Raw genomic sequence first — 22,725 nt, 5'->3', positions numbered from 1 at the left:
TGGTAATTGCTATGACAACGCCGTGGCAGAATCCTTTTTTAGTAGCTTAAAGAAGGAACGAGTGAAGCGAAAAATCTATGCATCAAGAGAGGAAGCTAAATCAGAGATATTTGAATATATCGAAGTGTTTTACAATCGAAAACGGCGTCACAGCCATCTCAATCAGCTGAGTCCAATGGAGTTTGAAAAGTTACAGATTGGAACCTGATAATCGTCTAGTAAAGCGGGTGAAGTCCAGTCAGACTCCAAAGGTGTCAGAAATGCTGTGATAGAAGCTAGTAAACATCCCGCACATAGCGCTTTTCCTGCGCCATTTTGGCTACATAGTCTCCAGCATCTTCTGCACTCATCTTGCCGTGCGTTTGCACAATCGTTTTCAGTGCAGCATCCACGTCTTTTGCCATACGGCTGGCATCACCACATACACAAAAATGGGCGCCTTGTTGCAGCCATTGCCATAGCTGCTCGCCTTGTTCCAGCATGCGGTGTTGCACATAAATCTTGTCAGCCTGGTCGCGTGAGAAGGCTGTGTCTAGGCGGGTGAGTACGCCTGTTTGTTGTAGTCTCTCTAGTTCTTCGCGGTAATAAAAGTCTGTGGTGGCGTGTTGTTCGCCGAAAAACAGCCAGTTTTTGCCCTTGGCAGCAGTGGCTTGGCGTTCTTGCAAAAAGGCGATAAATGGCGCAATGCCGGTGCCGGGGCCGACCATAATCAACGGTGTATCCGGGTTTTTGGGCGGGCGGAAGTGTGCGGAGCGTTGCAGGAAGATAGGCACGTTGATATCCCCTGCGCGGTCGGCCATAAAGGTAGAGCAGACGCCGCCGCGTGCGTGGTTTTGACCGTAACGCACGGTAGAGACAGTGAGATGCACCTGGTTGGGGTGTGTTTTGGGGCTGGACGAAATTGAATACAACCGTGGTTGCAGGCGTTTGAGTACGGCTAGCCAGTCGCTGGCCTCGACCCGGATGGGAAAGGCCTGCAGCAGATCAATCAGCTGTTTGCCCCATAGCCAGTCTTTTAGCCGTTGCTCATCTTCCATCAAGAGGGCCAGTGCCGGGCTGGCGCTGCGTGTTTGTACAAATTTCAATAGATCGGGGGTAATGCGTGCGATCTCGTAGTGGTGCAACAAGGCCTCACTCAGGGCAAGCGTGCCTTGATCCTTGACCGTGACCAGGGTGGAAGCGGAAAGCTTTAATGCCCGCAAGATGTCACCGACCAGTTCCGGGCAGTTCGTCGGCCAAACGCCCAGGGCATCGCCGGCCTCATAGGTAAAACCGCTGCCGGTTAAATCAAAACCAAACTGGCGGATCTCCTTGTCGGCACCTGCAGCATTGAGGCGCTGGTTAATGATTAACCGGGTCTGCAATGGATGCTGGCGGCTGTAGCCTGGGTTTGCTGTCGTGGCCGTTTGTGCGGCGGCTTCATCAATATCACCGGCCAGTGCCATGCTGGGTTGTGCGACGGTCACGGCACTGTTGGCCAATGCGGCGACCACTTTATTCAGCCAATCATTGGCGGCTTGCTCAAACTCGGGCTCGCAATCGACGCGTTCGGTCAGGCGTTGCGCGCCAAGTGCCGCCAGCCGTGCATCCAGTTTGCGGCCAAAGCCACAAAACTGGTCGTAGTTAGAGTCCCCGAAGGCCAGTACGGCGAAATGGGTGTTGTCTAACCTGGGTGCACTGTCTGCCTGTAACGCTTGCCAGAACTTTTCGCCATTATCTGGCGGGTCGCCGTCACCAAAGGTGCTGGCGAGCAGCAGTATCTGCCGGGTGGCGGCGAGCTCGTTGACGTTGATGCTGTCCATGCAGACGACTTTGGCATGGCAGCCACTGGCTTTGAGGCGTGCGGCACAGTGGTCCGCAAAGCTTTCGGCATTGCCGGTCTGCGAGGCCCAAACAATGGTCACTGGGGCGGCTGCAGCCATTTGCGTGGCCGAAAAATCTGGCAAGCCTGTGGGCAGGCTCGCCCCCTGTGGCAGCCAGCGACGCGCAAACAGTCCAGCCAACATACCGTTGATTAAAATATGTTTGGCCGGGGCGATAGGTGCGCCGTCTGGCAACATCGGCACGCCGCCTAACTGGCGCGATTCTTCGCTGCGCAGGCCGGTGACAAAGCCTTGCAGGTAAAGTTGTTCTTTTGCATCGAGGATGATGTCGGGCTGGTTGTCCAAGCCTAGCAATCTGGCCAGCGCATCAATCTCTTTCATTGGGAGTTCCTTGTGGTTCTTGGGTGAGTCCCCCGTGCTGGTGGTGACGGCATCCTCTTGTTGCAGAGCCGACCGCTGGGCAGGTGCCACGCGCGTCATCGCTACCGCACAAAATTTGAATTCGGGTTGCTGCGAGATAGGGTCTATCGCATCGCTAGTGACGGCGTTAATGGTCAAATCATCGCCAAACACATCGTTCCAGTGAAAGGGCGCAAAGCAGTTACCGACGCTTACCCGCTCAGTCACCACCGCCGGTAAGACGGCGCGGCCACGCCGCGAGCGAATCTCTACTTGATCTTTGTCTTGTATGCCCAGCGCCGCAGCATTTGCAGGATGCAGCTCTACAAACGGCCCGGGGTTGAGCTTATTCAGTGTTGCGATCTTGCCGGTTTTGGTCAGCGTGTGCCATTGGTGTTGCAGGCGGCCGGTATTAAGCACAAACGGATAGTCGGTGTCTGGTAGTTCGGCCGGATCCATATGCGGGCGGGCAAAAAAGACGCCTTTACCGCTGGCCGTGGCAAAGGCAATACGCGGTTGGCTGCCGTCTTCACGCACGGTCAACTTTTGGCTGATGCCATCATTGAGGTAGCGAATCGGATGCCGATCTTCTGTGCTGTCTGGCGCATATGGCCATTGCAGCGATTGTTGGCGTAACTTGTCATGGCTCACGCCGCGAATGTCGTAGCCGGTGTTCAGGTTAGAGGCACGGGTGATTTCTTCAAATATTTCGGCGGCAGAGGTGTAGCTGAAGCCTTCATTAAAGCCCATCTCGCAAGCGACTTTTGCAATGATCTGCCAGTCTGCCAGTCTGCCATTGCCTCGCCGGGTGGGTTCACCGCGTGCTGCATCAGGGTCATGTTGCGTTCGGAGTTAATCATCACACCTTCTGCCTCGGCCCAGAGTGCGCCCGGGAGCAAAATGTCAGCATAGCGATTGGTTTCGGTATCTAAGAACGCATCCTGCGCAATCACCAATTCAGCTTTTTCTAGCCCTGCAATCACATTTTTACGGTTTGCCATACTGGCGACCGGGTTGGTGCAAATCACCCAGCACGCTTTGATCTTGCCTGCCATCATCTGCTCAAACATGGCCACGGTGCCGCCACCCAGGCGTGTATGCAGGGTGCCTTCCGGCACCTGCCATAATTGCTCAATAAATTGGCGGTCTTGTTCGACCAGCACGGAGCGCTGGCCTGGCAAGCCTGGGCCCATATAGCCCATTTCACGGCCGCCCATGGCATTGGGTTGACCGGTCAGTGAAAACGGGCCGCTACCCGGGCGGCAAATCGCGCCGGTGGCCAGGTGCAGGTTGCAAATGGCATTGGTGTTCCAGGTGCCATGCGTGCTTTGATTTAGCCCCATGGTCCAGCAACTGATCCAGTTGTTGCTGGTGCCTATCCACTCAGCTGCCTGGCGAATATCAGCTTCATGCAATCCTGTGATGTCAGCCACTTTTTCTGGCGAATATGCCTCAAGAAAGTCTGGCATGACCTCCCAGCCTTCAGTAAATTCGGCAATAAAGGCAGCATCGGTGTGGCCATGTTTCACCAGCAAATGCAGCAGGCCATTCAGCAAAGCCAAGTCTGTGCCTGGCTTGATCTGCATAAACAAGTTAGCTTTATCTGCCGTGGTATTGCGGCGTGGGTCGACGACGATCAACTTGGCTCCGGCTTTGACTCTATCCATCATGCGCAGGAATAAAATCGGATGGCAATCGGCCATATTGGCGCCAATGACAAAGAATAGGTCGGTCTGGTCAAAGTCTTGGTAGGAGCCTGGCGGGCCGTCGGCACCCAGCGATAATTTGTAGCCACTGCCTGCGCTGGCCATACACAGGCGCGAGTTAGATTCAATATTGTTGCTGCCGAGATAGCCTTTGACCAGTTTGTTGGCCAGGTATTGTGACTCAATCGACATCTGGCCAGACACATACAGCGCAATCGCATCCGGGCCATGTTGGTCCAAAATTCCGCGCAAGCGGCGGGCGGTTTCTTGAATGGCGGCGTCTATGCCGGTTTGCACCGATTCTTGTCCGCGCGCCGGGCGCACATAGGCGTACTCCAAACGTCCGGAGTCGGCGATGGCCTGGATGCAGGTGTTGCCTTTGGTACACAGGCGGCCAAAGTTGGTCGGGTGCTGCTTGTCGCCATACACCTTGATCACCTTCTGGTGTTCTACTTCCATCACAATGCCGCAACCGACACCGCAATAAGGGCAGACTGATTTAACCTGTGTCACCATAGTTGTGTGTTATCCCTGACTAAACCTGCACCCACACGGTATCGTCACGCAGTTCTACCGAGTAAGTCTTGAGACTGATGCTGGCATCTTCTACACAAACCCCCGTGCGCAACTGGTAGTGATGCTTGTAGATCGGCGAGGCGACCACCCGTTCGCCACTTAAGTCACCGACGATGCCACGCGACAGCACGTTGGCGTCGCTGTGCGGATCATAGTTATCCAACGCATAAAGCTGGTTGTCCTGCAGGCGGAAAATCGCAATCTGACGCCCTTCAACCAGGGCGCAGACGCCCATATTCGGCCAGATGTCTTCGAGGGCACACACCGGGTGCCAGGCGCCTAACTGGCTTGCGCTTTGATTCATTGCCGCATCCAATGCGGCGGCTTGTTGACCTTGACTCATGACTGACTCCGTTGATTACTCTGTGGTAGCGAGGATAGGAATGACCTTCGCTTGTTTCTTTTCTTCTACCGTGGCCGGGCGTATCTGTTCGCGTTCATTCACGAAGACGATGTTGCTGTCTTCTGCTTTACTGTTTACAAAGCTACGGAAGCGTTTGCGCACTTCAGGATCGTTGACGGCGGTTTTCCATTCATCCTGGTAGTGGTCGACCACGTGTTGCATCTGTGCTTCCAGCTCGGCGCCCAGGCCCAGCGAGTCATGAATCACCACGTCGCGCAGGTAGTCCAGACCGCCTTCGAGGTTGTCGCGCCAGGTGCTGGTGCGTTGCAGTCGGTCAGCGGTGCGGATATAGAACATCAGGAAACGGTCTATCATGCGGATCGCTTCTTCTTTGGTTAGATCGCTGGCGATGAGCTCGGCATGGCGTGGCTTCATGCCGCCGTTACCGCAGACATACAGGTTCCAGCCGTTTTCGGTGGCGATTAAACCGACATCCTTGCCTTGGGCTTCGGCACATTCACGCGTACACCCAGAGACGCCAAACTTGATTTTGTGCGGGGCACGCAAACCTTTGTAACGGTTCTCTAACTGCACAGCGAGGCCGATACTGTCATCGACGCCATAACGGCACCAGGTTGAGCCAACGCAGCTTTTGACCGTGCGCAGTGATTTGCCATAGGCATGACCAGACTCGAAACCTGCGGCGATGAGTTCTTCCCAGATATTCGGTAATTGTTCAACGCGGGCACCGAACATATCGACACGCGCGCCGCCGGTGACTTTGGTATACAGCTTGTATTTCTTGGCAATCTGGCCAATCGCAATCAGGCCATCAGGCGTGACTTCGCCCCCCGGCATCCGTGGCACGACCGAGTAGCTGCCATCTTTCTGGATATTGCCCAAAAAGTAGTCGTTGGAATCTTGTAGTGAAGCCAAGTCTTTTTTGAGGATAAAGTCGTTCCAGACCGACGCGAGGATACTGGCGGCGGTGGGTTTGCAAATGTCGCAGCCCAGCCCTTTGCCGTGCTTGTGCAACAGGTCGTCAAAGGTCCTGATCTGCTCTACGCGCACCAGGTGGTAAAGCTCCTGGCGCGAGTAAGGGAAGTGTTCGCAGAGGTGGTTGTTGACGGTCATGCCCAGTTTCACCATCTGTGCTTTCATCACTTGCGTCACCAGTGGCACGCAGCCACCACAAGCCGTCCCGGCTTTGGTGCAGGACTTGATGGCGCCGATGCTGCAATTGCCCGCCGCCACCGCTTCACCAATCGCGCCTTTGCTGACGTTATTACAGGAACACAGCACCGCTGTGTCTGGCAGCGCATCCACGCCCAGACCAGGTTTTTCCTTGCCATCGCTGGCTGGCAGAATCAGGAATTCAGGGTTTTCCGGCAAGGCCATCGCATTGACGGTCATCTGTTGCAGCGTGCCATATTCATCGGCGTTGCCAATCAACACCGCGCCCAGCAGTTTTTTGCCATCTTCACTGACGACGATTTTTTTGTAGATATTGCGTACTTCATCCGTGTACTGATAGCTGCGGCAACCAGGAGTTTTGCCATGCGCATCACCCACGCTCGCCACATCGACGCCCATCAGTTTGAGTTTGGTGCTCATGTCCGCCCCCTGAAAGGTGGCGGTGGTTTCACCAGACAAGTGCGCACAAGCCGTCCGCGCCATGTCGTAGCCCGGGGCGACCAGCCCGTACATTTCGTCATGCCAGCTGGCACATTCGCCAATGGCGTAAATATCGTGGTCGCTGGAGCGCGAAAAATCATCAATGGCGATACCACCACGGGCGCCGATGGCCAGGCCAGATTCGCGTGCCAGTTCGTCACGTGGGCGGATGCCGGCAGAGAACACGATCATGTCGGTTTCCAGCCAGGTATCATCAAAAAACACCATGCGGTGGCGCGCGGTGGCGCCATCCACAATCGCGGTGGTGTTGCGGCTGGTGTGTACGTGTACGCCTAGCTCTTCGATCTTGCTGCGCAGCACTTTGCCGCCCGCTTCGTCGACTTGTACCGCCATCAGGCGTGGCGCGAACTCCACCACATGGGTTTCCAGGCCCATGTCTTTCAATGCCTTGGCGCATTCCAGGCCGAGCAGGCCGCCACCGACCACGACACCACTTTTAGCCGTTTTACCTGCGGCGGTCATGGCTTCGAGGTCTTCAATGGTGCGATAGACAAAGCAGTTGTCGCGGTCACGGCCAGCCACAGACGGCACGAACGGGAAAGAGCCTGTGGCTAAGACCAGCTTGTCGTAGGGCAGAACAGTATTGTCTGTCAGCGTGACGGTATGCTGGTGGCGGTCAATCTGGCTGACGCGCGCATTCAGACGTAATTCCAGCCCCGGGCGGTCATAAAAACCAGGCTCGACTAAAGATAAATCCTCAGCGGTGCTGCCAGAGAAAAAGCTGGAAAGGTGCACGCGATCATAGGCAGGCCGTGGTTCTTCACCCAATACCGTGACTTGCAGCTGCGCCGCGTGCAGATCGGGATGGCGCTTGACCAGCTCCTGCATAAAATAATGTCCTACCATGCCGTTGCCGACGATGACGATGCGGGTAAGTTGATTCATCATGTGTTTCCTATCATGGGCAAGCATGTGCGTGGTCGTTGTGTTGCCATAAACATGTCTTGCGATTTACCTAAGTGTTTACCAGGCCTAAAAACGAAAAAAGGCGTCCATAGCCAATGCCGCGGATGCTTGATGCAACGCTGCGGATAAGCTATGGACGCCGTTGTCCATTCAGGGATGACTGACTGCCAGCATCCCTTTTTAAAAAATACTCATCTTCAATGAAGAGAATTTAATGCTTGAAAAGCAATTGATATGCCAATCTGAGCATCAGAGAGGCGATCAGTATTGTAAGTGTCTGTTTTTTATAGTTTTTAAATGTGTGTAACAGACGAGATGTTGCATCGTTCTGGGTCATAAGCCCATGCATCTGTGATTTGAATATGCACGCTAATGATGCAAATTAAAGGGATTGCACCAGAATTGATCTTTGCAGGAGGTTTCAGATTTCGCCGGTAGTGAACTCGTCACCCATCTTGGCTGACTAGGAGATAAACAGCAAATACACCAGCAGCAGGTTGATCAGCAATGAGCACACCGCCAGCCACTGCCATTTCACCAAGCGGGCGCGCGCAATCAGCGGCGTGCGTGGAATCGCAATCGACTTTAATTCGCCATGCTCAAGCGCCAGCAGCATTTCTTCTGCAGTTTCAAAACGGTCGGCCGTTTTTTTGGCAATCGCTTTCAGAATAATGTTTTCCAGCCAGGCTGGAATTTCTGGCCGGTAGCGGCTGGGGCGGATGGGTTCGCCAAAGCGAGGTGACTGGAACGGCTCTACTTCGCCATAAGGGTATTTACGCGTCAGCAAGTGGTACATGGTGACGCCCGCTGCGTAAATATCCGCTTGCCTATCAGCGACCTTGCCATCAAATAATTCAGGGGACATAAAACTGGGAGTGCCCGGATTTTCCATTTGCTCAGGCATCGGCAGGGTAGGGTTGAGGGCGACGCCGAGATCGAGAATACGCAGGCGATTATCGCTGCCGAGATGGATATTGGCGGGCTTGATATCGCGGTGCACGATATTGAGACGGTGCAACATACTGAGCCCGCGTAATAAATCCTGGCCGATATTGGCTACGCCATTCATCGTAAAGTGGTGTCCGGCATCCAGCCGTTGCTGCAAGGTCGCGCCTTCATGCCAGGTCATCACGTAGTAAAGATAAGTGCGTTGCTCTCTGGTGAGTGGCAGGATTTGCGGCACACATTGCGACACCACGCGCTTCGCCAGCCACTCTTCATTTAGTAAGGCTTCACAGCTTTCTGTATCATCGGCACGGGCTGGTTGCAGGGTTTTTAATACAAATAATTGCCCGGCCGTATTTTTGACCTGATACAGAATACTGACACGGGAATCATGGATAATTTTGGTGACCGTAAATCCATCGATTTGACTGCCAACCGTCAGCTTGGCCGGTAACGGCAAGTGATGTGCGTCTGCCAGCATATCGGTCAGATGATCTTGGCCGATGCTTTCGATACTCACCACCACGGCAGAAGCATTATCGGGGCTGCCTTTGTCTATCGCCAACTGCGTCAGATGTTCGGCCACCATTTGCGGTGTGCGGTAGAGCATCAATGCTTTATGAATTTCAGCATTGCCCAATGCTGACCATACGCCATCGCTGACAATCACATAGACATCACCGGGTTGCAGCAATCCTTCGGCATAATCCACCGTTAATTGGTCGTCCAGGCCTATGGCCCGTTTGAGGACATGGCGCATGTCTGGCCTGTCCCAGACATGGTCAGTCGTGAGCTGTTCCAGGCATTGTTCACGCAGACGATAAATGCGCGTATCCCCCACATGCGCCAGCACATAGCGCTGGCCGCGTAACACCAGCATGGATAACGTCGTCGCCATGCCCGCCATCTGGCTATGCTTGCGTGCGTGGGATAACACCCATTGATTGGCTGCCTGAACCACTTTGTCCAACGCATGTTGTATGGTCCAGGTGTCAGGCGTGGCGTAGTAGTCAGCCGAGACGGTTCTTGCCGTCATTTCAGCTGCTTCTGCACCACCAGCACCGCCGCTGACGCCATCGGCAACCAGCATCAGTGCGCCTTTGATTGCCAACTGCGGGGCAGCTGGGGTCACCGCAGTCACGTAATCTTCATTACGTGGTCGCGGACCGGTCAGACTGCTTTCACCGACGCTGTATATCAGGCTCATAGCTTCATCATCTTACTTCAATCGTCGATACTCTTATACTTTGGCAGCCGTGACGCTGGCTGCGCCCCACGTGGTCCGCCAACGTTTTTTAACGCCAGCCAGGCCGATGAAAGCGAGGATGGCCAACCCGGCAAAGATGGTTAAGCCAAGCTGGTAACTGCCGGTGAGTTGTTTAGAGTAACCCAGGCTGGAAGCCAGGTAAAAGCCACCAATGCCACCTGCCATGCCGACCAATCCAGTCATGACGCCAATTTCTTTGCGAAAACGTTGTGGCACTAATTGAAACACAGCACCATTGCCCATGCCAAGCGAAGCCATGGCCAAGACGACGACGCCCAGACCTGCTGCCTGGCTATCCATCCCCAAACTCAGGATAAACAGAAAGGCGGCAGCCAGAATATACATCGCACTCAGCGTGCGGATGCCGCCGATACGGTCTGCCAGCAAACCACCAAATGGCCGCACCAGTGAACCGGCAAACACACAGGCGGCGGTGAAGTAACCCGCATGCACCGGGTCCAGGCCATACTGATCATGGAAATAGATCGTCAGCGAAGAGGCCATACCGACAAAGCCACCAAACGTCACACTGTAAAACAGCATAAACCACCAGGCGTCTTTGTCTTTGAGTACAGACAGATATTGCGACAACGATTTAGGCGCCGGCGTATCTGGCGCATCTTTTGCCAACGCAGTATAGACAATCAATGCCAGCAGCAGCGGGATCAGGGCTAGTCCAAATACATTGTTCCAGCCAAACGCCACGGCCAAGCCGGGGGCGAATAAGGCTGCCAGCGCGGTCCCTGAGTTGCCTGCGCCCGCAATACCCAAGGCAGTGCCTTGATGTTCAGGCGGATACCAGCGGGAGGCCAGTGGCAAGGCCACGGCAAACGCTGCTCCGGCAAAGCCCAGAAACACCCCAAGCAACAAAGCTTGCTGATACGTATGTATGCCGTGCAACCACGCCGTCAGCAAGGCTGCCAGCACGATGACTTGACCAATCAGGCCCGCTTTTTTAGGTTTAAGCTGATCGACGAGTACGCCCATGACAATGCGTAACAAGGCGCCTGTCAGCACAGGGGTTGCCACCATCAGGCCCTTTTGCGCCGGGTTTAATTGCAGGTCACTGGCAATTTGCACTGCGAGTGGGCCGAGCATGACCCAGACCATAAAACTCAGGTCAAAATAAAAGAACGCTGAAAATAGCGTAGGCTTGTGGCCTACCTCCCAAAAACTCTTTTTCATTTGTTGCTCCGGTAATCTATATTAAAAGGTTTTGATGCGCGCGCCGACCATTGGATGTGGATCAAGGCACGCTATAAATTTAAGCTGCATGGGCCTGATTCAACCAGGATTGCAGCGAGTGTTGCCAATCTGGCGCTTGTTCAGTGCGCTTGGCTAATGTCACCACTTCGCCGACGACAATAATGGCTGGACTTTTTATCTCTTCTCTATGGGCTTCATAAGGCATGGCCTGTATAGACGAGATGACTGAACGTTGATCGTCGCGTGTCCCGTTTTCGACCACCATACAGGGCATGTCTGCCGACATCCCTGCTTCTATCAGCGCGCGCGAAATCTCAGGCAAGTGTTGCAAGCCCATATAAATCACCAGCGTGGTATTTGAGGCGACCAGCGCTTGCCAAGGCAATGGACCGCCATCCTGCGTATGGCCGGTGACAAAAGTGACGCCATGGTTCAATCCTCTGTGGGTCACAGGCACCTCCATGCTGGCACAGGCGGCGATACCACTGGTCATGCCGGGAATAATCTCATAAGGCACATTCGCTGCACGCAAGGCCAGCATTTCTTCGCCGCCACGGCCAAACACAAACGGATCGCCGCCCTTGAGGCGCACCACCTGTTGCCCTTGCTCGGCCAGCGCCACCAGCATGCGGTTGATAAAGTGCTGCGGGGTAGACTTGCAGCCGCCGCGCTTGCCGACCGGCACAATGCGTGCCTGTGGGCAATGCATGAGCAGGGCTGGGTTGACCAGGTCATCGACCAGCACTACCTCAGCTTGCTGCAAGGCCTTGACGGCTTTGAGCGTAATAAGGTCCGGGTCGCCTGGGCCAGCGCCCACTAAATACACTTTTGCGGCTGATGTCATGGCCAATTCCTTAAAGAGTTAAAACGTATACATGGCGGTTAGCCATAATTTTTCGGTGTCGCGCACGCGGCCACGGTTGCCAGGGATGCTGTCTGGCACGTTGGCGGTGAGCGCATAACGGTCACCTTCCGTAAACTTGCCGTACTCCAGCTTGGTCATCCAGTTCTTGTCGACATTCCAGGTCACCGCGGCATTCCATTCCTTACCATAGCGTGAACCATTGGTGCGGTTGCCGCCACCTACGGTATGAAAATCTTCATCTGAATCAATCAGGTGATAATCAGCAAAGAACAAAAAGTCACCATAGCGATACGTGGCGGTTACAAAGGTATCTTTAATGCCTTCGAGTGGAGTGGCCAAGAATTTATCTACCCAGCCCTGGAACAGGTGGTTGGTGCCCAGTGGGGTCTGGAAGGCATACTTGCCGTTATTGCTGGATAACAGCTCCTGGTCGACGCGCATATTGAAGTTATCAATGCCAAAACCGCCGCCCAATTTGTAGTAGTGCGCATCAATACGTGAGTCACCATTGCTGTAATCGGTCTGCTTGGCATACTCTGCCGTGTAGTGTGCACGGTAGTTAGGCGTGAATGGATGGGTGCCATCCAGACGTGCACCTATAATTTTGTTGCCTTGATCGGCATTCTGGTTAGCGGCACCGCCTTTACCGGCGGCAATGGCAGCGGCAGTGGTGCCATTGCCGAACCAGGCGCGACCCATGCCTAAATCCTGAAAACCATCCAAGTAGGCATAACCTACCAGAAACTCAGTGGGCGAAATGCGGTAGCGTGCATTGACAATATCCAGCGCGCCATCTGAACGGTGTTTTGCCGTGATTTGCTCCAGGCTTTCAAAGTGCGCCAGAAAAATTTCGGTGTCTGGAATGGTTTTGTTGAAAATCGACACGCCATCAAACACTTGCATGACCTGACGGAAAGCAATATCACCGATAAAGCGCACGTTATCCAGATTCACTTGTTGGCGACCCGCACGCACACGGGTATTTTTAATGCCAGTCCACTCGACAAATAACTGGTTGAGGCCAGTGTAGTCAGGGTCTACCACCTTGGCGTATTCAATCTTGCCCGCCTGGTTAGACACACTATTGGTCAGCGTGCTGTTGGTGCTATCGTTAAAGTTGTCTGTCAGTTTGGACACATTAATCAGTTGCGCTGCAAAGCTAAAGTTATGGTAGGGCGCCGTTTGCCAGCCAATCAGGCTGCGCATCGTCAATGCGTTGGCATCTTTCAGGTCTTGTGTTGCCCCTGGGTTGGCTGTGCCATTGGGTAAGGTCGGTGGTTGCAAACCATCCTGCTGTACATTCTCATAACGCAATCTAAAGCTCGTCATGTTCTTGCCGGTTTTAATCGCGTCCATGAAGGTGTATTCAGGCAGGGCTTCTTCTTCGGCCATGGCTTGCATGCTTAACGCTGCCAGTAAAATCGCCACTGAAACTTGACGCAGGCGTGGGTGTGAGTTAGCGTTCATGTGTTGCTCCTTTATGCAATGTGGGGTAACCATACTTCGATGAGGTATGCAGTGCTGGCGGGTGACCGCCCGTCAGCACTCCTTTTGTTTTATGCCGCCTTTTTGGCGTGGCGCTCATACAAAAACTTCAAAACTTCGCTACGCAGATGCGTATAAGCTGGGTCTTCTACCAGCTCTAGCCGTTTGCGCGGGCGTGGCAAATCCACTTCCAGAATTTCACCAATGGTGGCTGCCGGGCCGTTAGTCATCATGACAATGCGGTCTGATAGCAATACGGCTTCGTCGACATCGTGCGTGACCATGACAGCGGTGCAACCAGAGCGCGCCATAATGGCCATCAGTTCATCTTGCAAGCCAGCGCGGGTGAGGGCATCGAGTGCGCCAAACGGCTCGTCCAGTAACAGCACTTTAGGTTCCATGGCCAGTGCGCGGGCAATGCCAACGCGTTGCTTCATGCCGCCAGAAATCTCGTTCGGGCGTTTTTCCATCGCATGGCTTAAACCCACCAGTTCCAGTGCGGCACGGGTACGCTCAGCCAGTTGTGATGCACCTTCTTTGTCACCAAACACGCGTTCTACGGCCAGATAAACGTTTTCAAAACAGGTCAGCCATGGCAGCAGAGAGTGGTTTTGAAACACCACAGCGCGCTCAGGGCCTGGTTTGGAGATTTCACGCCCGGCACAAAACAGGTAGCCTTCGCTGGGTTGCAGCAACCCGGCAATCAGGTTGAGCACGGTAGATTTGCCACAGCCGGAGTGGCCGATGATGGAGATAAACTCGCCTTCGTGGATATTCAAGTTGATGTCTTTGAGGGCCTGAAAACTGCCTTTTTTGGTTTGAAACGTCATGTTGACGTTTTCAATCAGCACATAACGGTCTTGTATCGCATTGGTCGTCATAATCAAGTCTCCTTTTACGGTTATTCGTAGCTGTAGCGTTTTGCGATCAGCACCAGCAACTGTTCTAGCAATAAGCCGACAATGCCGACAATAAAAATAGCGATGATGATGTGTTCTACATTCAGGTTGTTCCACTCATCCCATACCCAGAAGCCGATGCCGAGGCCGCCGGTCAGCATTTCTGCCGCCACAATCACCAGCCAGGCAGCGCCAATCGACAGACGTACACCGGTCATCATGTAAGGCATGACATAAGGCAGCAGAATCTTGGTGACGACTTTCCATTCGGACAGGTTGAGTACTTTGGCGACGTTCATATAGTCTTGCGGCACTTTGCTGACGCCAACCGCGGTATTGATGATCATTGGCCAGACGGCGGTAATAAAAATCACCCAAATTGCAGCCGGGTTAGCGGCTTTAAACACCAGCAGGCCAATTGGCAGCCAGGCCAGTGGTGACACTGGTTTGAGCAAGCTGATAATCGGCGCCGCCATGCGTGACATAAACGTATAGCGGCCAATCACAAAGCCCATTGGGATGCCGACAATCGCCGCCAGGCCAAAGCCAGTCGCCACGCGCTTGAGCGAGTTGAGGATGTTCCAGCCGATGCCCATGTCATTCGGGTTGTTGATATAAAACGGGTCGCTAAACAACTCGACGGCCGATTGCCAGGTTTTTACCGGGCCTGGCAAGCCTTGTGTCAGTGCCGCGACTGTGGCCCAGATGGCTGCGAAGATCATTAAGCCAATCACAGGCGGCAACAGCCATTCAAATGCGCGTTTGGCTGTTGCCGCCCATGCTCCCCGCTTCTGCAAAAGCGGGGCGGCTGCTGTCGCTGTGGTTGAGAGAGGGGTAACCACCGCTACAACGGGTTGCGCAGAGACTAATTTCACAGCCTCTTCGCTTGTTTGCATGATTTTTTCTTTGCTAAAGCTGACAACACTCATGGTGACGCTCCTTAAATAATTAGGCTTTCACCTTGAAACTGTTGGCATAGGCTTTCGGATCTTTACCATCCCACACTACGCCATCCATCAGCTTGCTGCTACGCATCGCATCTGGCACCGCAATGCCCAGCGATTTAGCCGCTTCGGTATAAATATCGATACGGTTTACTTTTTTTGCCACGCCCAGATAGTCAGGCTCAGACTTCAGCAAGCCCCAACGTTTGTGCTGGGTCAGGAACCACATACCATCAGACAGGTAGGGGAAGTTCACCTTGCCGTCGTTAAAGAACTTCATGTAGTTAGGGTCTTCCCATTTTTTACCGATGCCATTGTCGTAATGGCCGAGGAAACGGCCTTCAATGACTTCTTCAGGCGCATTGACGTAAGCTTTGCCAGCAATCAGCTTGGCCACTTCAGGGCGATTTTTCGTCGCATCGATATAACGGCAAGCCTCTAAAATCGCTTTGGTTAATGCCAATGCCGTGTTCGGGTTTTTAGCGGCAAATTCAGCCGTGGTGCCCAATACTTTTTCCGGGTGATCGGTCCAGATATCCTGAGAGGTCGCCACAGTAAAGCCAATTTTGTCGTAAATCGCACGTGCGTTCCACGGTTCGCCTACGCAGTAGCCGTCCATATTGCCGATACGCATGTTGGCGACCATTTGTGGTGGTGGCACGACAATGGTTTTCACATCTTGCATCGGGTTGATGCCATAGCTGGCCAGCCAGTAATACAACCACATGGCGTGCGTGCCCGTGGGGAAGGTTTGCGCAAAGGTAAAGTCGCGGTTTTCGTTATCCAGCAGGCGTTTGAGGGTGCCGCCGCTGGTGACGCCTTTTTCTTTCAGCTGGTTAGCCAATGTGATGCCCTGGCCGTTGTTGTTCAGCGTCATCAAAATGTTCATGTCTTTTTGCTGTCCGCCGATGCCGAGCTGTACGCCGTAAATCAGGCCGTACAAGACGTGTGCGGCATGCAACTCGCCGTTGACCATTTTGTCGCGCACGCCTGCCCATGAAGCCTCTTTGGATGGCACAATTTTGATACCGTATTTTTTATCAAAGCCCATTTGTGCGGCGACGATAATCGGCGCACAGTCAGTCAGCGGGATAAAGCCGACTTTGACTTCCGTGATTTCAGGCGCATCTGAACCAGCAGCCCAGGCCTGACTGCGAATGGCGGACGGCACCATATTCATCATGGCTGCCGCGCCAAACGCACCGGCCATGGTGTGCATAAAAAAGTGACGGCGTTGCTGGTTGACTTGCTCGGTTGTTGAAACTGCGCTGGTGACGGTTTCATTGGCGGTGGCCGTCACATTGTTGTTGTCAGAACTGCTCATTGCTGCTCCTTAATCATCTAATCAATCGGAAAATAAAAAACAAAAAGGCGTCCTGAATGCAGACTTTTTTGTCTACACTCAGGACGCCTTTGTCCTTTTACTACGCAAGTCCTCAGACTTGTTTATTGCTCAGCCAAATTTAATGTCGGGCTGGTATGGCACGAGATGTTCAACCACCGTTAGCTGACGCCTCAAGCAAGATTAGCAATTGCCGTGCCAGCTGAGAGGGTTTTTTTAAGTGGTTGTTCTATATTGGTTTATTTAACATCGGGGCTATTGATGCAACCTTTTTAGTGCGGTGTTGTCCGCACCATACATGTGCAGATGCACCACATTGACGGGCGCTCAGCCTGCGTGTGCGTGATGCGCGAGGATGTTCTCCGCCACATCAATCATCTTACGGTTTTGCTCCATGGCGATGCTGCGTATGGTTTTATAAGCTTCCATTTCATTCAGTCCGCGCGTGCTCATTAGCAAGCCTTTAGCGCGCTCGATCAACTTGCGTTCGGCCAGCGCTTTTTTGGTGTCGGATAACTCGCTTTCCATCTCGGCAATTTGTCGCGACTGTTGTTGTAGCAGAGTAATCATGGATGCCATCGGATAGACCTGCGAGGTATCATGCGCCTGAAAATTCAAGGCGTTTTCGACCGGGATGGCCAGGTTGAAAAAGGTGCTGTTGAGTGCGGCTGACGGCGTCGCCTGAATCGCCTCCAGATATTGCCTTGTCTGCGCAAAGTCTTGCTTGGCTTTGCTTGCCAGCCCGGCCAGTAACTCATGCATGGTTTGCACTAATTGACATTGAATCTGCCACATGGCGCTCAAGCGCTGGCTGCACAGCTCAAACCAGATGTCTGCGCTACTGGGGCTGAGTGCTTGCTGGTCTTTGGCACGGCTCAGTTTGGCGCGATATTGCTGGTGTTGCTGGTGCCAACTGGTCGATTGCAAAGCCGTCCATGCGCCACTGACCTCTTCACTGCCAAACTGGCAGAATAATTCAAAATGTCGGTCTTGCTGGGCGATGAGCTCAAACAGTTTGTGCTGATGCGCCAGTTGCAGGCTGCCCGAGCCAAACATATAGGCGCCTACGGCACGCTCCTGTCCGGCAAACTCCTTGCCCTGGATCAGGTTGTACAGCGTGAGCAAACAGGTGGCAATTTTGCTATTAACCGAGCTGTCTGTGATCTCAAAAATCAATGCAATCAAGCTGCCAATCAAGCGGTTAAACGATTCAATGCAATCGGCAAAAGAGATTTTTTGCAGGGTGATTTGATGACGCAAAGTCACCATTTGATCGAGGCCAAGCAAGATCCACGACGTGAGCGTGAGCTGCTTGGCATCGGCCAATGTATTTTTATCCAGGTGCTGCTGCAATGCCGTTCTGAAGCTGGCTTCCATGGCCTGATTTTGCGTAATGATGTCAGCACGTTCTGGCGCAAAGCGCTTGCCGTGAGACGCAATATACAAACAGCTGGCGCCACGTTCAGCCTGTATCAAATGGATTAATTGGCCAATTTTTTCGACAAATGTGATACAGCTATCGAGTCGCTCTAGCTCCTCGATATGTCTGATTTTGGCCAAGGTAATGGTTTGGGAAGGGGATATTTCTGTGTTCATCACTAGGCACCAAGCAAAAAGTGTGCGCAACTTGGTGGAGATCTTTAAATTGTTGCTAGATAGCTTTTATTCAATATTAAAAAAACGATTTGCCGACATTGTCTATTAATGCCAACCGCCACCCATCACCTTGTATAAAGTCAATTGGCTGGTCGCATCATTTAATTGCAGGGTGACCAGCGATTGCTCTGCCGTATAGTGGGTGCGTTGTGCGTCAAGCACGACCAGGTAACTGTCGACACCATTTTTAAAACGGGCATCAGCGAGCTGGAACGCCGCATTGGCGGCAGCCGTGAGTGATTGCTGGGCATCGAGTTGTGATTGCAGGCCCTCACGTTGTGCCAACACATCAGCAACTTCGCGGAACGCAGTTTGCACGGTTTTTTCGTATTGCGCGAGCAGAATATCACGATTTTTTTCTGCCGAGGTTAAATTGGCGCGGTTGCGACCTGCATTAAACAGCGGCACGCTGATTTGCGGCACAAAGGTCCAGATGCCGGAGTTTTTCGCAAACAGGCCGGACAATTCTGTGCTGGCCGAGCCGACGGTAGTGGTTAAACTGATGGTGGGGAAAAAGGCCGCGCGCAGGGCGCCGATATTGGCGTTGGCACCTTCCAGCAAGTGTTCTGCCGCACGTACATCTGGCCGTTGTTGCAAGGTCTCTGAGCTGACGCCGTCAGGTAAAGGCATAGCGAGCACCACGCTGGAGAGTGTCGCTTCAGGCAGCCATTTTTCAGGCACACTATTGCCCGCCAGCAAGTGAAGCGCGTTGATGTCTTGCTTGATCTGCATTTTGTAGGTGGCCACCGCGACGCGTGCACTGTCGACACTGGTTTGCAACTGCTTTAGGGTCAGTGCGTTGGCAACGCCGAGATCAAACATTTTCTGATTGATGTCATAAGTAGCTTGCTGGCTTTGTAGCGTCTGCTCGGCGATGGCGAGGCGTTTCTGATCCGCCGCCAGGGTCAGCCAGGCGGTGGCGACTTCGGCAATCAGGCTGATTTGCGTACTGCGCCGATTCTCTTCATTGGCATAAAACGTCTGCAAGGCTTGCTGGTTGAGGTTGCGTATGCGGCCAAACAGGTCGAGCTCATAAGCGCTAAAGCCGACAGTCGCACGGTATATATGCGAAATATTGCCACTGCTGTTACTGCTACCCGCCGCGCCAGTGGCTGCCCCCGCGGTATTGCCTGCGGTGTTGTTGGCGGCGCTGGCCATGCCTTTAGAGGCAGTCTCGGTCACGCTGGCGGCCACCGTCGGGAACAGGTCAGCGCGTTGCACCTGATACAGTGCGCGTGATCGCTCTATGGTCAGCGCAGCGACTTGTAGGTCACGGTTGTTGGTGAGCGCCAGCGCAATCACCTGGCGTAACTTTTCATCGCTGATATACGACTGCCATGGCAAGTCTGTAAAGGCCTTTTGGTCGCTGGCTGCGTTGCCCAGCGTGGCCGGGACGGGCGCGGCAGGGCGTGTATAAAATGGGGCCAGGTCTATACAGCTACTCAGACTGAGTGAGAGCGCCAGTAATCCAGCCAATTTTTGAGTATGCGATGTTTTCATAGGATTAGTCGTGGGCCGTGTTGGTCAGGGCGGCATCTGCGCGATAAGGGAACAATGAGCGTATCAGCACATAAAACAGCGGCACAAAAAAGACGCCAAGAAACGTGGCTGTTAACATGCCGCCAAGCACGCCGGTGCCAATGGCCTGGCGGCTGACGGCGCCTGCGCCATGGCTGAATGCTAGTGGCAAGACACCAAATATAAAGGCGAGTGAGGTCATGAGTATCGGCCGCAAACGCAGTTTCACGGCCTCTAACGTGGCCTCAATTAATGGCCGTCCCTGTTCTTGCAGGTGTTTAGCAAACTCCACAATCAGAATCGCGTTTTTGGCTGACAGGCCGATGGTGGTCAACAGTCCGACCTGAAAGTAAACGTCAGCCGTCATGCCGCGTAAACTGGTGGCCAGCACGGCGCCTAAAATACCCAGCGGCACCACCATAATCACCGAAAACGGCACCGCCCAGCTTTCATATAAGGCCGCCAGACACAAGAACACAAACACCACAGAAACGGCATACAACAACGGTGCCTGTGAGCCGGAGAGCCTTTCCTGGTAGGACTGCGCACTCCACTCGTAGCCGATGCCCGCCGGTAACTGCTTGATAATGCTTTCCGCAATACGCATGGCCTCGCCGGTGCTGGTGCCTTTGGCTGCTTCGCCGACGATTTCAACCGAAGAAATACCGTTATAGCGTTCTAGCAACGGTGAGCCTGAGACCCAGCGGGTACTGGAAAACGCAGAGAAAGGCACCATGTCGTTGGTGCTGTTGCGCACATACCAGCGATCGATATCCTCAGGTTGCATGCGGTAAGGCGCATCGCCCTGCAAATAGACTTTTTTGACGCGGCCTTTGTTGATAAAGTCATTCACATAAGTGCCGCCCATGGCGATAGAAAGGGTGGTGTTGATGTTGGCGGTGGTCAGGTTATAAATGCCGGTTTTCTGGTCATCAATATTGAGTCTGAACATCGGTGTATCGTCCAGCCCGCTTGGGCGCACGCGGTTCAGTTTGGGATTGTCTGCAGCCAACTGGATAAACTGGTTTCTGGCGTCCATCAGTGCCTGATGTCCCAGCCCGCCGACATCCTTAAGTTCTAACGTAAAGCCGGACCCTTGGCCGAGGCCGCGCACGGGGGAGGGCTGATTCACAAACAGTTTGGCATCGCGGATTTTGGACAAGGCCTTAGTCATTTTGTCTGCCAGTGAAGCGGCGTCCTGGCCTTCACCACGCAACTCCCAATCTTTGAGCCGGATAAACGCACGGCCGGTGTTTTGGCTGCCACCGCCGCCCTGGCCCAAGCCAGCAATGGTTAAATATTCATCAATGACGGCGTCCTGACCATCCAGGTAGTGTTCGATCTGCCGCAGCACCTGCTGCATCCTGCTATCGGTCGCGCCTACTGGTAGTTGAATCTGCGCCATCAGTGTGCCTTGGTCTTCGGTAGGCAGGAACGAGCTGGGTAAACGCAGGAGCAGGAACACCAGCAGGGAAAGAATGCCGCCATAGATGACCATGGTCAGTAGCTTTTGATGCAGGATTTTTTCGACCAGGGTCTGGTAACGTTGAGAAAACGCCTCAAATGCCGGGTTAAACCAGCGGAAAAACCAGCCAAACAGGCCACCAGTGGCGGTATGGTCATGGTTGGATGGCTTGAGCACAGTCGCACATAGCGCTGGCGTTAAGGTGAGCGCAACCAGCACAGACAGCAACATGGCCGAGACAATGGTGATGGAGAACTGGCGATAAATCACGCCGGTGGCGCCGCCAAAAAACGCCATGGGGATAAACACAGCAGACAATACCAGTGAAATGCCGACCAGGGCACTGGTAATTTCGCCCATGGATTTACGCGTGGCTTCTTTCGGGCTCAAGCCTTCTTCACGCATGACGCGCTCGACGTTTTCCACCACCACAATCGCATCATCCACCAGCAGGCCAATCGCCAGTACCAGGCCAAACATGGTCAGCGTGTTAATCGAAAAGCCAAACGCCGCTAATACACCAAACGTGCCGAGTAGCACCACCGGCACCGCAATGGCCGGAATCAGCGTCGCCCGCAGGTTTTGTAAAAACACATACATAATGATGACAACCAATAAAATGGCTTCGACCAGCGATTTCACCACTTCTTTGATCGAAATACGTACAAACGGTGTCGTGTCGTAAGGGATATGAATGCTGAGTTTTAGCTCGGGCGGAAAATACGGTTCCAATGCCGCCAGCTTGTCTTTGACGGCTTGCGCGGTGGCCAGGGCATTGGCGCCAGAGGCGAGTTTGACGCCAAACGCTGCCGAGGTCTTCCCGTTGAGGTTCGCCACCGGCGTGTAACTCTCGGCGCCTAGTTCAACGCGGGCCACGTCTGACAAATGCACTACGTAGCCGTCTGCGCCTGACTTGACGATGATCTGGTTAAATTGTGCTACGGTTTGCAGCTTGCTGCGCGCGGTAATTGGCGCATTGAGGCCTTGCCCTTTGATTGCGGGCAATGCCCCTAGTTGGCCAGACGAGACTTCGGTATTTTGCGCCTGGATGGCGGCAGAAATATCCGCAGGGATCAGCGCGTATTTTTGCAGCTTGGCCGGGTCCAGCCAAATGCGCATGGCGTAACCTGAGCTCAGCGCCTGCACATCGCCGACGCCATCCAGGCGACTGATCTGGTCAATCAGGTTGCTGGAGATATAGTCGCCAATGTCGATCGCACGCACCGTCGGGCTATCGGACATCAAAGAAATCATCATCAGGAAATCAATACCGGTTTTAGCCACCGTGACGCCCTGGCTTTGTACGATCTGCGGCAGCCTGGGCATGGCCTGTTGCAGTTTATTTTGCACCTGCATCTGCGCCACATCGGGGTTGGTGCCCGCATCAAAAGTGAGGCTGATATTGGCTGAGCCAGAAGAGGTGCTGCTGGCCGACATATAGGTCAGGTTATCAATGCCCTTCATGTACTGCTCAATCACTTGCGTGACTGAGTTTTCAATGGTGTCGGCCGCGGCGCCGGTATAGTTAGCGCTGATAGACACGCGTGGTGGCGCGATATCCGGATATTGCTCGAGCGGGAGCCACTCAATGGCGCCTATCCCGGCCAGCATAATCACAATCGCAATTACCCAGGCAAAAATAGGGCGCTGAATAAAAAAGGACGCCATAAATAGACTCTCTTTGG

The 22,725-nt window shown here is 53.7% G+C and carries 15 protein-coding genes; 1 reads left to right on the top strand and 14 read right to left on the bottom strand.

Translation table 11 applies throughout. The annotated features are described in order from the left end of the window. A partial coding sequence (locus E6Q52_RS08530; protein WP_292821059.1) for an IS3 family transposase occupies positions 1-208 on the top strand: 208 nt, incomplete at its 5' end. Positions 209-275: 67 nt separating this feature from the next. Here E6Q52_RS08530 and E6Q52_RS08525 read toward each other — a convergent pair. From E6Q52_RS08525 to E6Q52_RS08460, 14 genes are all read right to left on the bottom strand, one after another. Then, entirely contained in the window at positions 276-2,972 is a 2,697-nt protein-coding gene (locus E6Q52_RS08525; RefSeq protein WP_292821057.1) for a sulfite reductase subunit alpha, read from the bottom strand. Beyond that, positions 2,897-4,444, bottom strand: coding sequence for a molybdopterin-dependent oxidoreductase (locus E6Q52_RS08520; protein ID WP_292821055.1), 1,548 nt, complete (start codon positions 4,442-4,444; stop codon positions 2,897-2,899). The genes E6Q52_RS08525 and E6Q52_RS08520 overlap by 76 nt, the downstream gene beginning before the upstream one ends. A gap of 19 nt (positions 4,445-4,463) precedes the next feature. Next, the gene (nirD, locus tag E6Q52_RS08515) at positions 4,464-4,847 is read right to left on the bottom strand and encodes a nitrite reductase small subunit NirD (RefSeq protein WP_292821053.1); all 384 of its coding nucleotides are present in this window, start codon (positions 4,845-4,847) and stop codon (positions 4,464-4,466) included. 15 nt (positions 4,848-4,862) lie between these two features. Then, positions 4,863-7,430 (bottom strand): nitrite reductase large subunit NirB, encoded by a 2,568-nt coding sequence (gene nirB, locus E6Q52_RS08510; protein ID WP_292821052.1) that lies wholly within the window; start codon positions 7,428-7,430, stop codon positions 4,863-4,865. 481 nt (positions 7,431-7,911) lie between these two features. Further along, the gene (locus tag E6Q52_RS08505; RefSeq protein WP_292821050.1) at positions 7,912-9,600 is read right to left on the bottom strand and encodes a bifunctional protein-serine/threonine kinase/phosphatase; all 1,689 of its coding nucleotides are present in this window, start codon (positions 9,598-9,600) and stop codon (positions 7,912-7,914) included. A 33-nt stretch (positions 9,601-9,633) separates the two neighbouring features. Further along, the gene (locus tag E6Q52_RS08500; RefSeq protein ID WP_292821048.1) at positions 9,634-10,845 is read right to left on the bottom strand and encodes a NarK/NasA family nitrate transporter; all 1,212 of its coding nucleotides are present in this window, start codon (positions 10,843-10,845) and stop codon (positions 9,634-9,636) included. Between the two features lie 79 nt (positions 10,846-10,924). Next, positions 10,925-11,710: a uroporphyrinogen-III C-methyltransferase gene (gene cobA / locus E6Q52_RS08495; RefSeq protein WP_292821046.1), complete on the bottom strand. Its 786-nt coding sequence runs from the start codon at positions 11,708-11,710 to the stop codon at positions 10,925-10,927. An 18-nt stretch (positions 11,711-11,728) separates the two neighbouring features. Continuing rightward, complete coding sequence (locus tag E6Q52_RS08490; protein WP_292821044.1) at positions 11,729-13,198, bottom strand: hypothetical protein; 1,470 nt, start codon at positions 13,196-13,198, stop codon at positions 11,729-11,731. An 89-nt stretch (positions 13,199-13,287) separates the two neighbouring features. After that, on the bottom strand, positions 13,288-14,097 hold the full coding sequence (locus tag E6Q52_RS08485; RefSeq protein ID WP_292821042.1) for an ABC transporter ATP-binding protein: 810 nt from the start codon (positions 14,095-14,097) through the stop codon (positions 13,288-13,290). 20 nt (positions 14,098-14,117) lie between these two features. Beyond that, positions 14,118-15,044, bottom strand: coding sequence for a nitrate ABC transporter permease (gene ntrB, locus E6Q52_RS08480; RefSeq protein WP_292821040.1), 927 nt, complete (start codon positions 15,042-15,044; stop codon positions 14,118-14,120). Between the two features lie 19 nt (positions 15,045-15,063). Beyond that, positions 15,064-16,383 (bottom strand): CmpA/NrtA family ABC transporter substrate-binding protein, encoded by a 1,320-nt coding sequence (locus tag E6Q52_RS08475; protein ID WP_292821038.1) that lies wholly within the window; start codon positions 16,381-16,383, stop codon positions 15,064-15,066. Between the two features lie 345 nt (positions 16,384-16,728). After that, positions 16,729-17,997 carry a nitrate regulatory protein gene (locus E6Q52_RS08470; protein WP_292821036.1) on the bottom strand — a complete coding sequence of 423 codons (1,269 nt, stop codon included), beginning with the start codon at positions 17,995-17,997 and terminating at the stop codon, positions 16,729-16,731. 105 nt (positions 17,998-18,102) lie between these two features. Next, the gene (locus E6Q52_RS08465; RefSeq protein WP_292821034.1) at positions 18,103-19,557 is read right to left on the bottom strand and encodes an efflux transporter outer membrane subunit; all 1,455 of its coding nucleotides are present in this window, start codon (positions 19,555-19,557) and stop codon (positions 18,103-18,105) included. Between the two features lie 4 nt (positions 19,558-19,561). Further along, positions 19,562-22,708, bottom strand: a complete 3,147-nt coding sequence (locus tag E6Q52_RS08460) for an efflux RND transporter permease subunit (protein ID WP_292821032.1) — start codon at positions 22,706-22,708, stop codon at positions 19,562-19,564. Positions 22,709-22,725 lie beyond the last annotated feature (17 nt).

It is taken from the genome of Methylophilus sp., assembly GCF_008015755.1.
GTDB lineage: Bacteria > Pseudomonadota > Gammaproteobacteria > Burkholderiales > Methylophilaceae > Methylophilus.
This window is presented reverse-complemented; position numbering and strand designations above follow the sequence as displayed.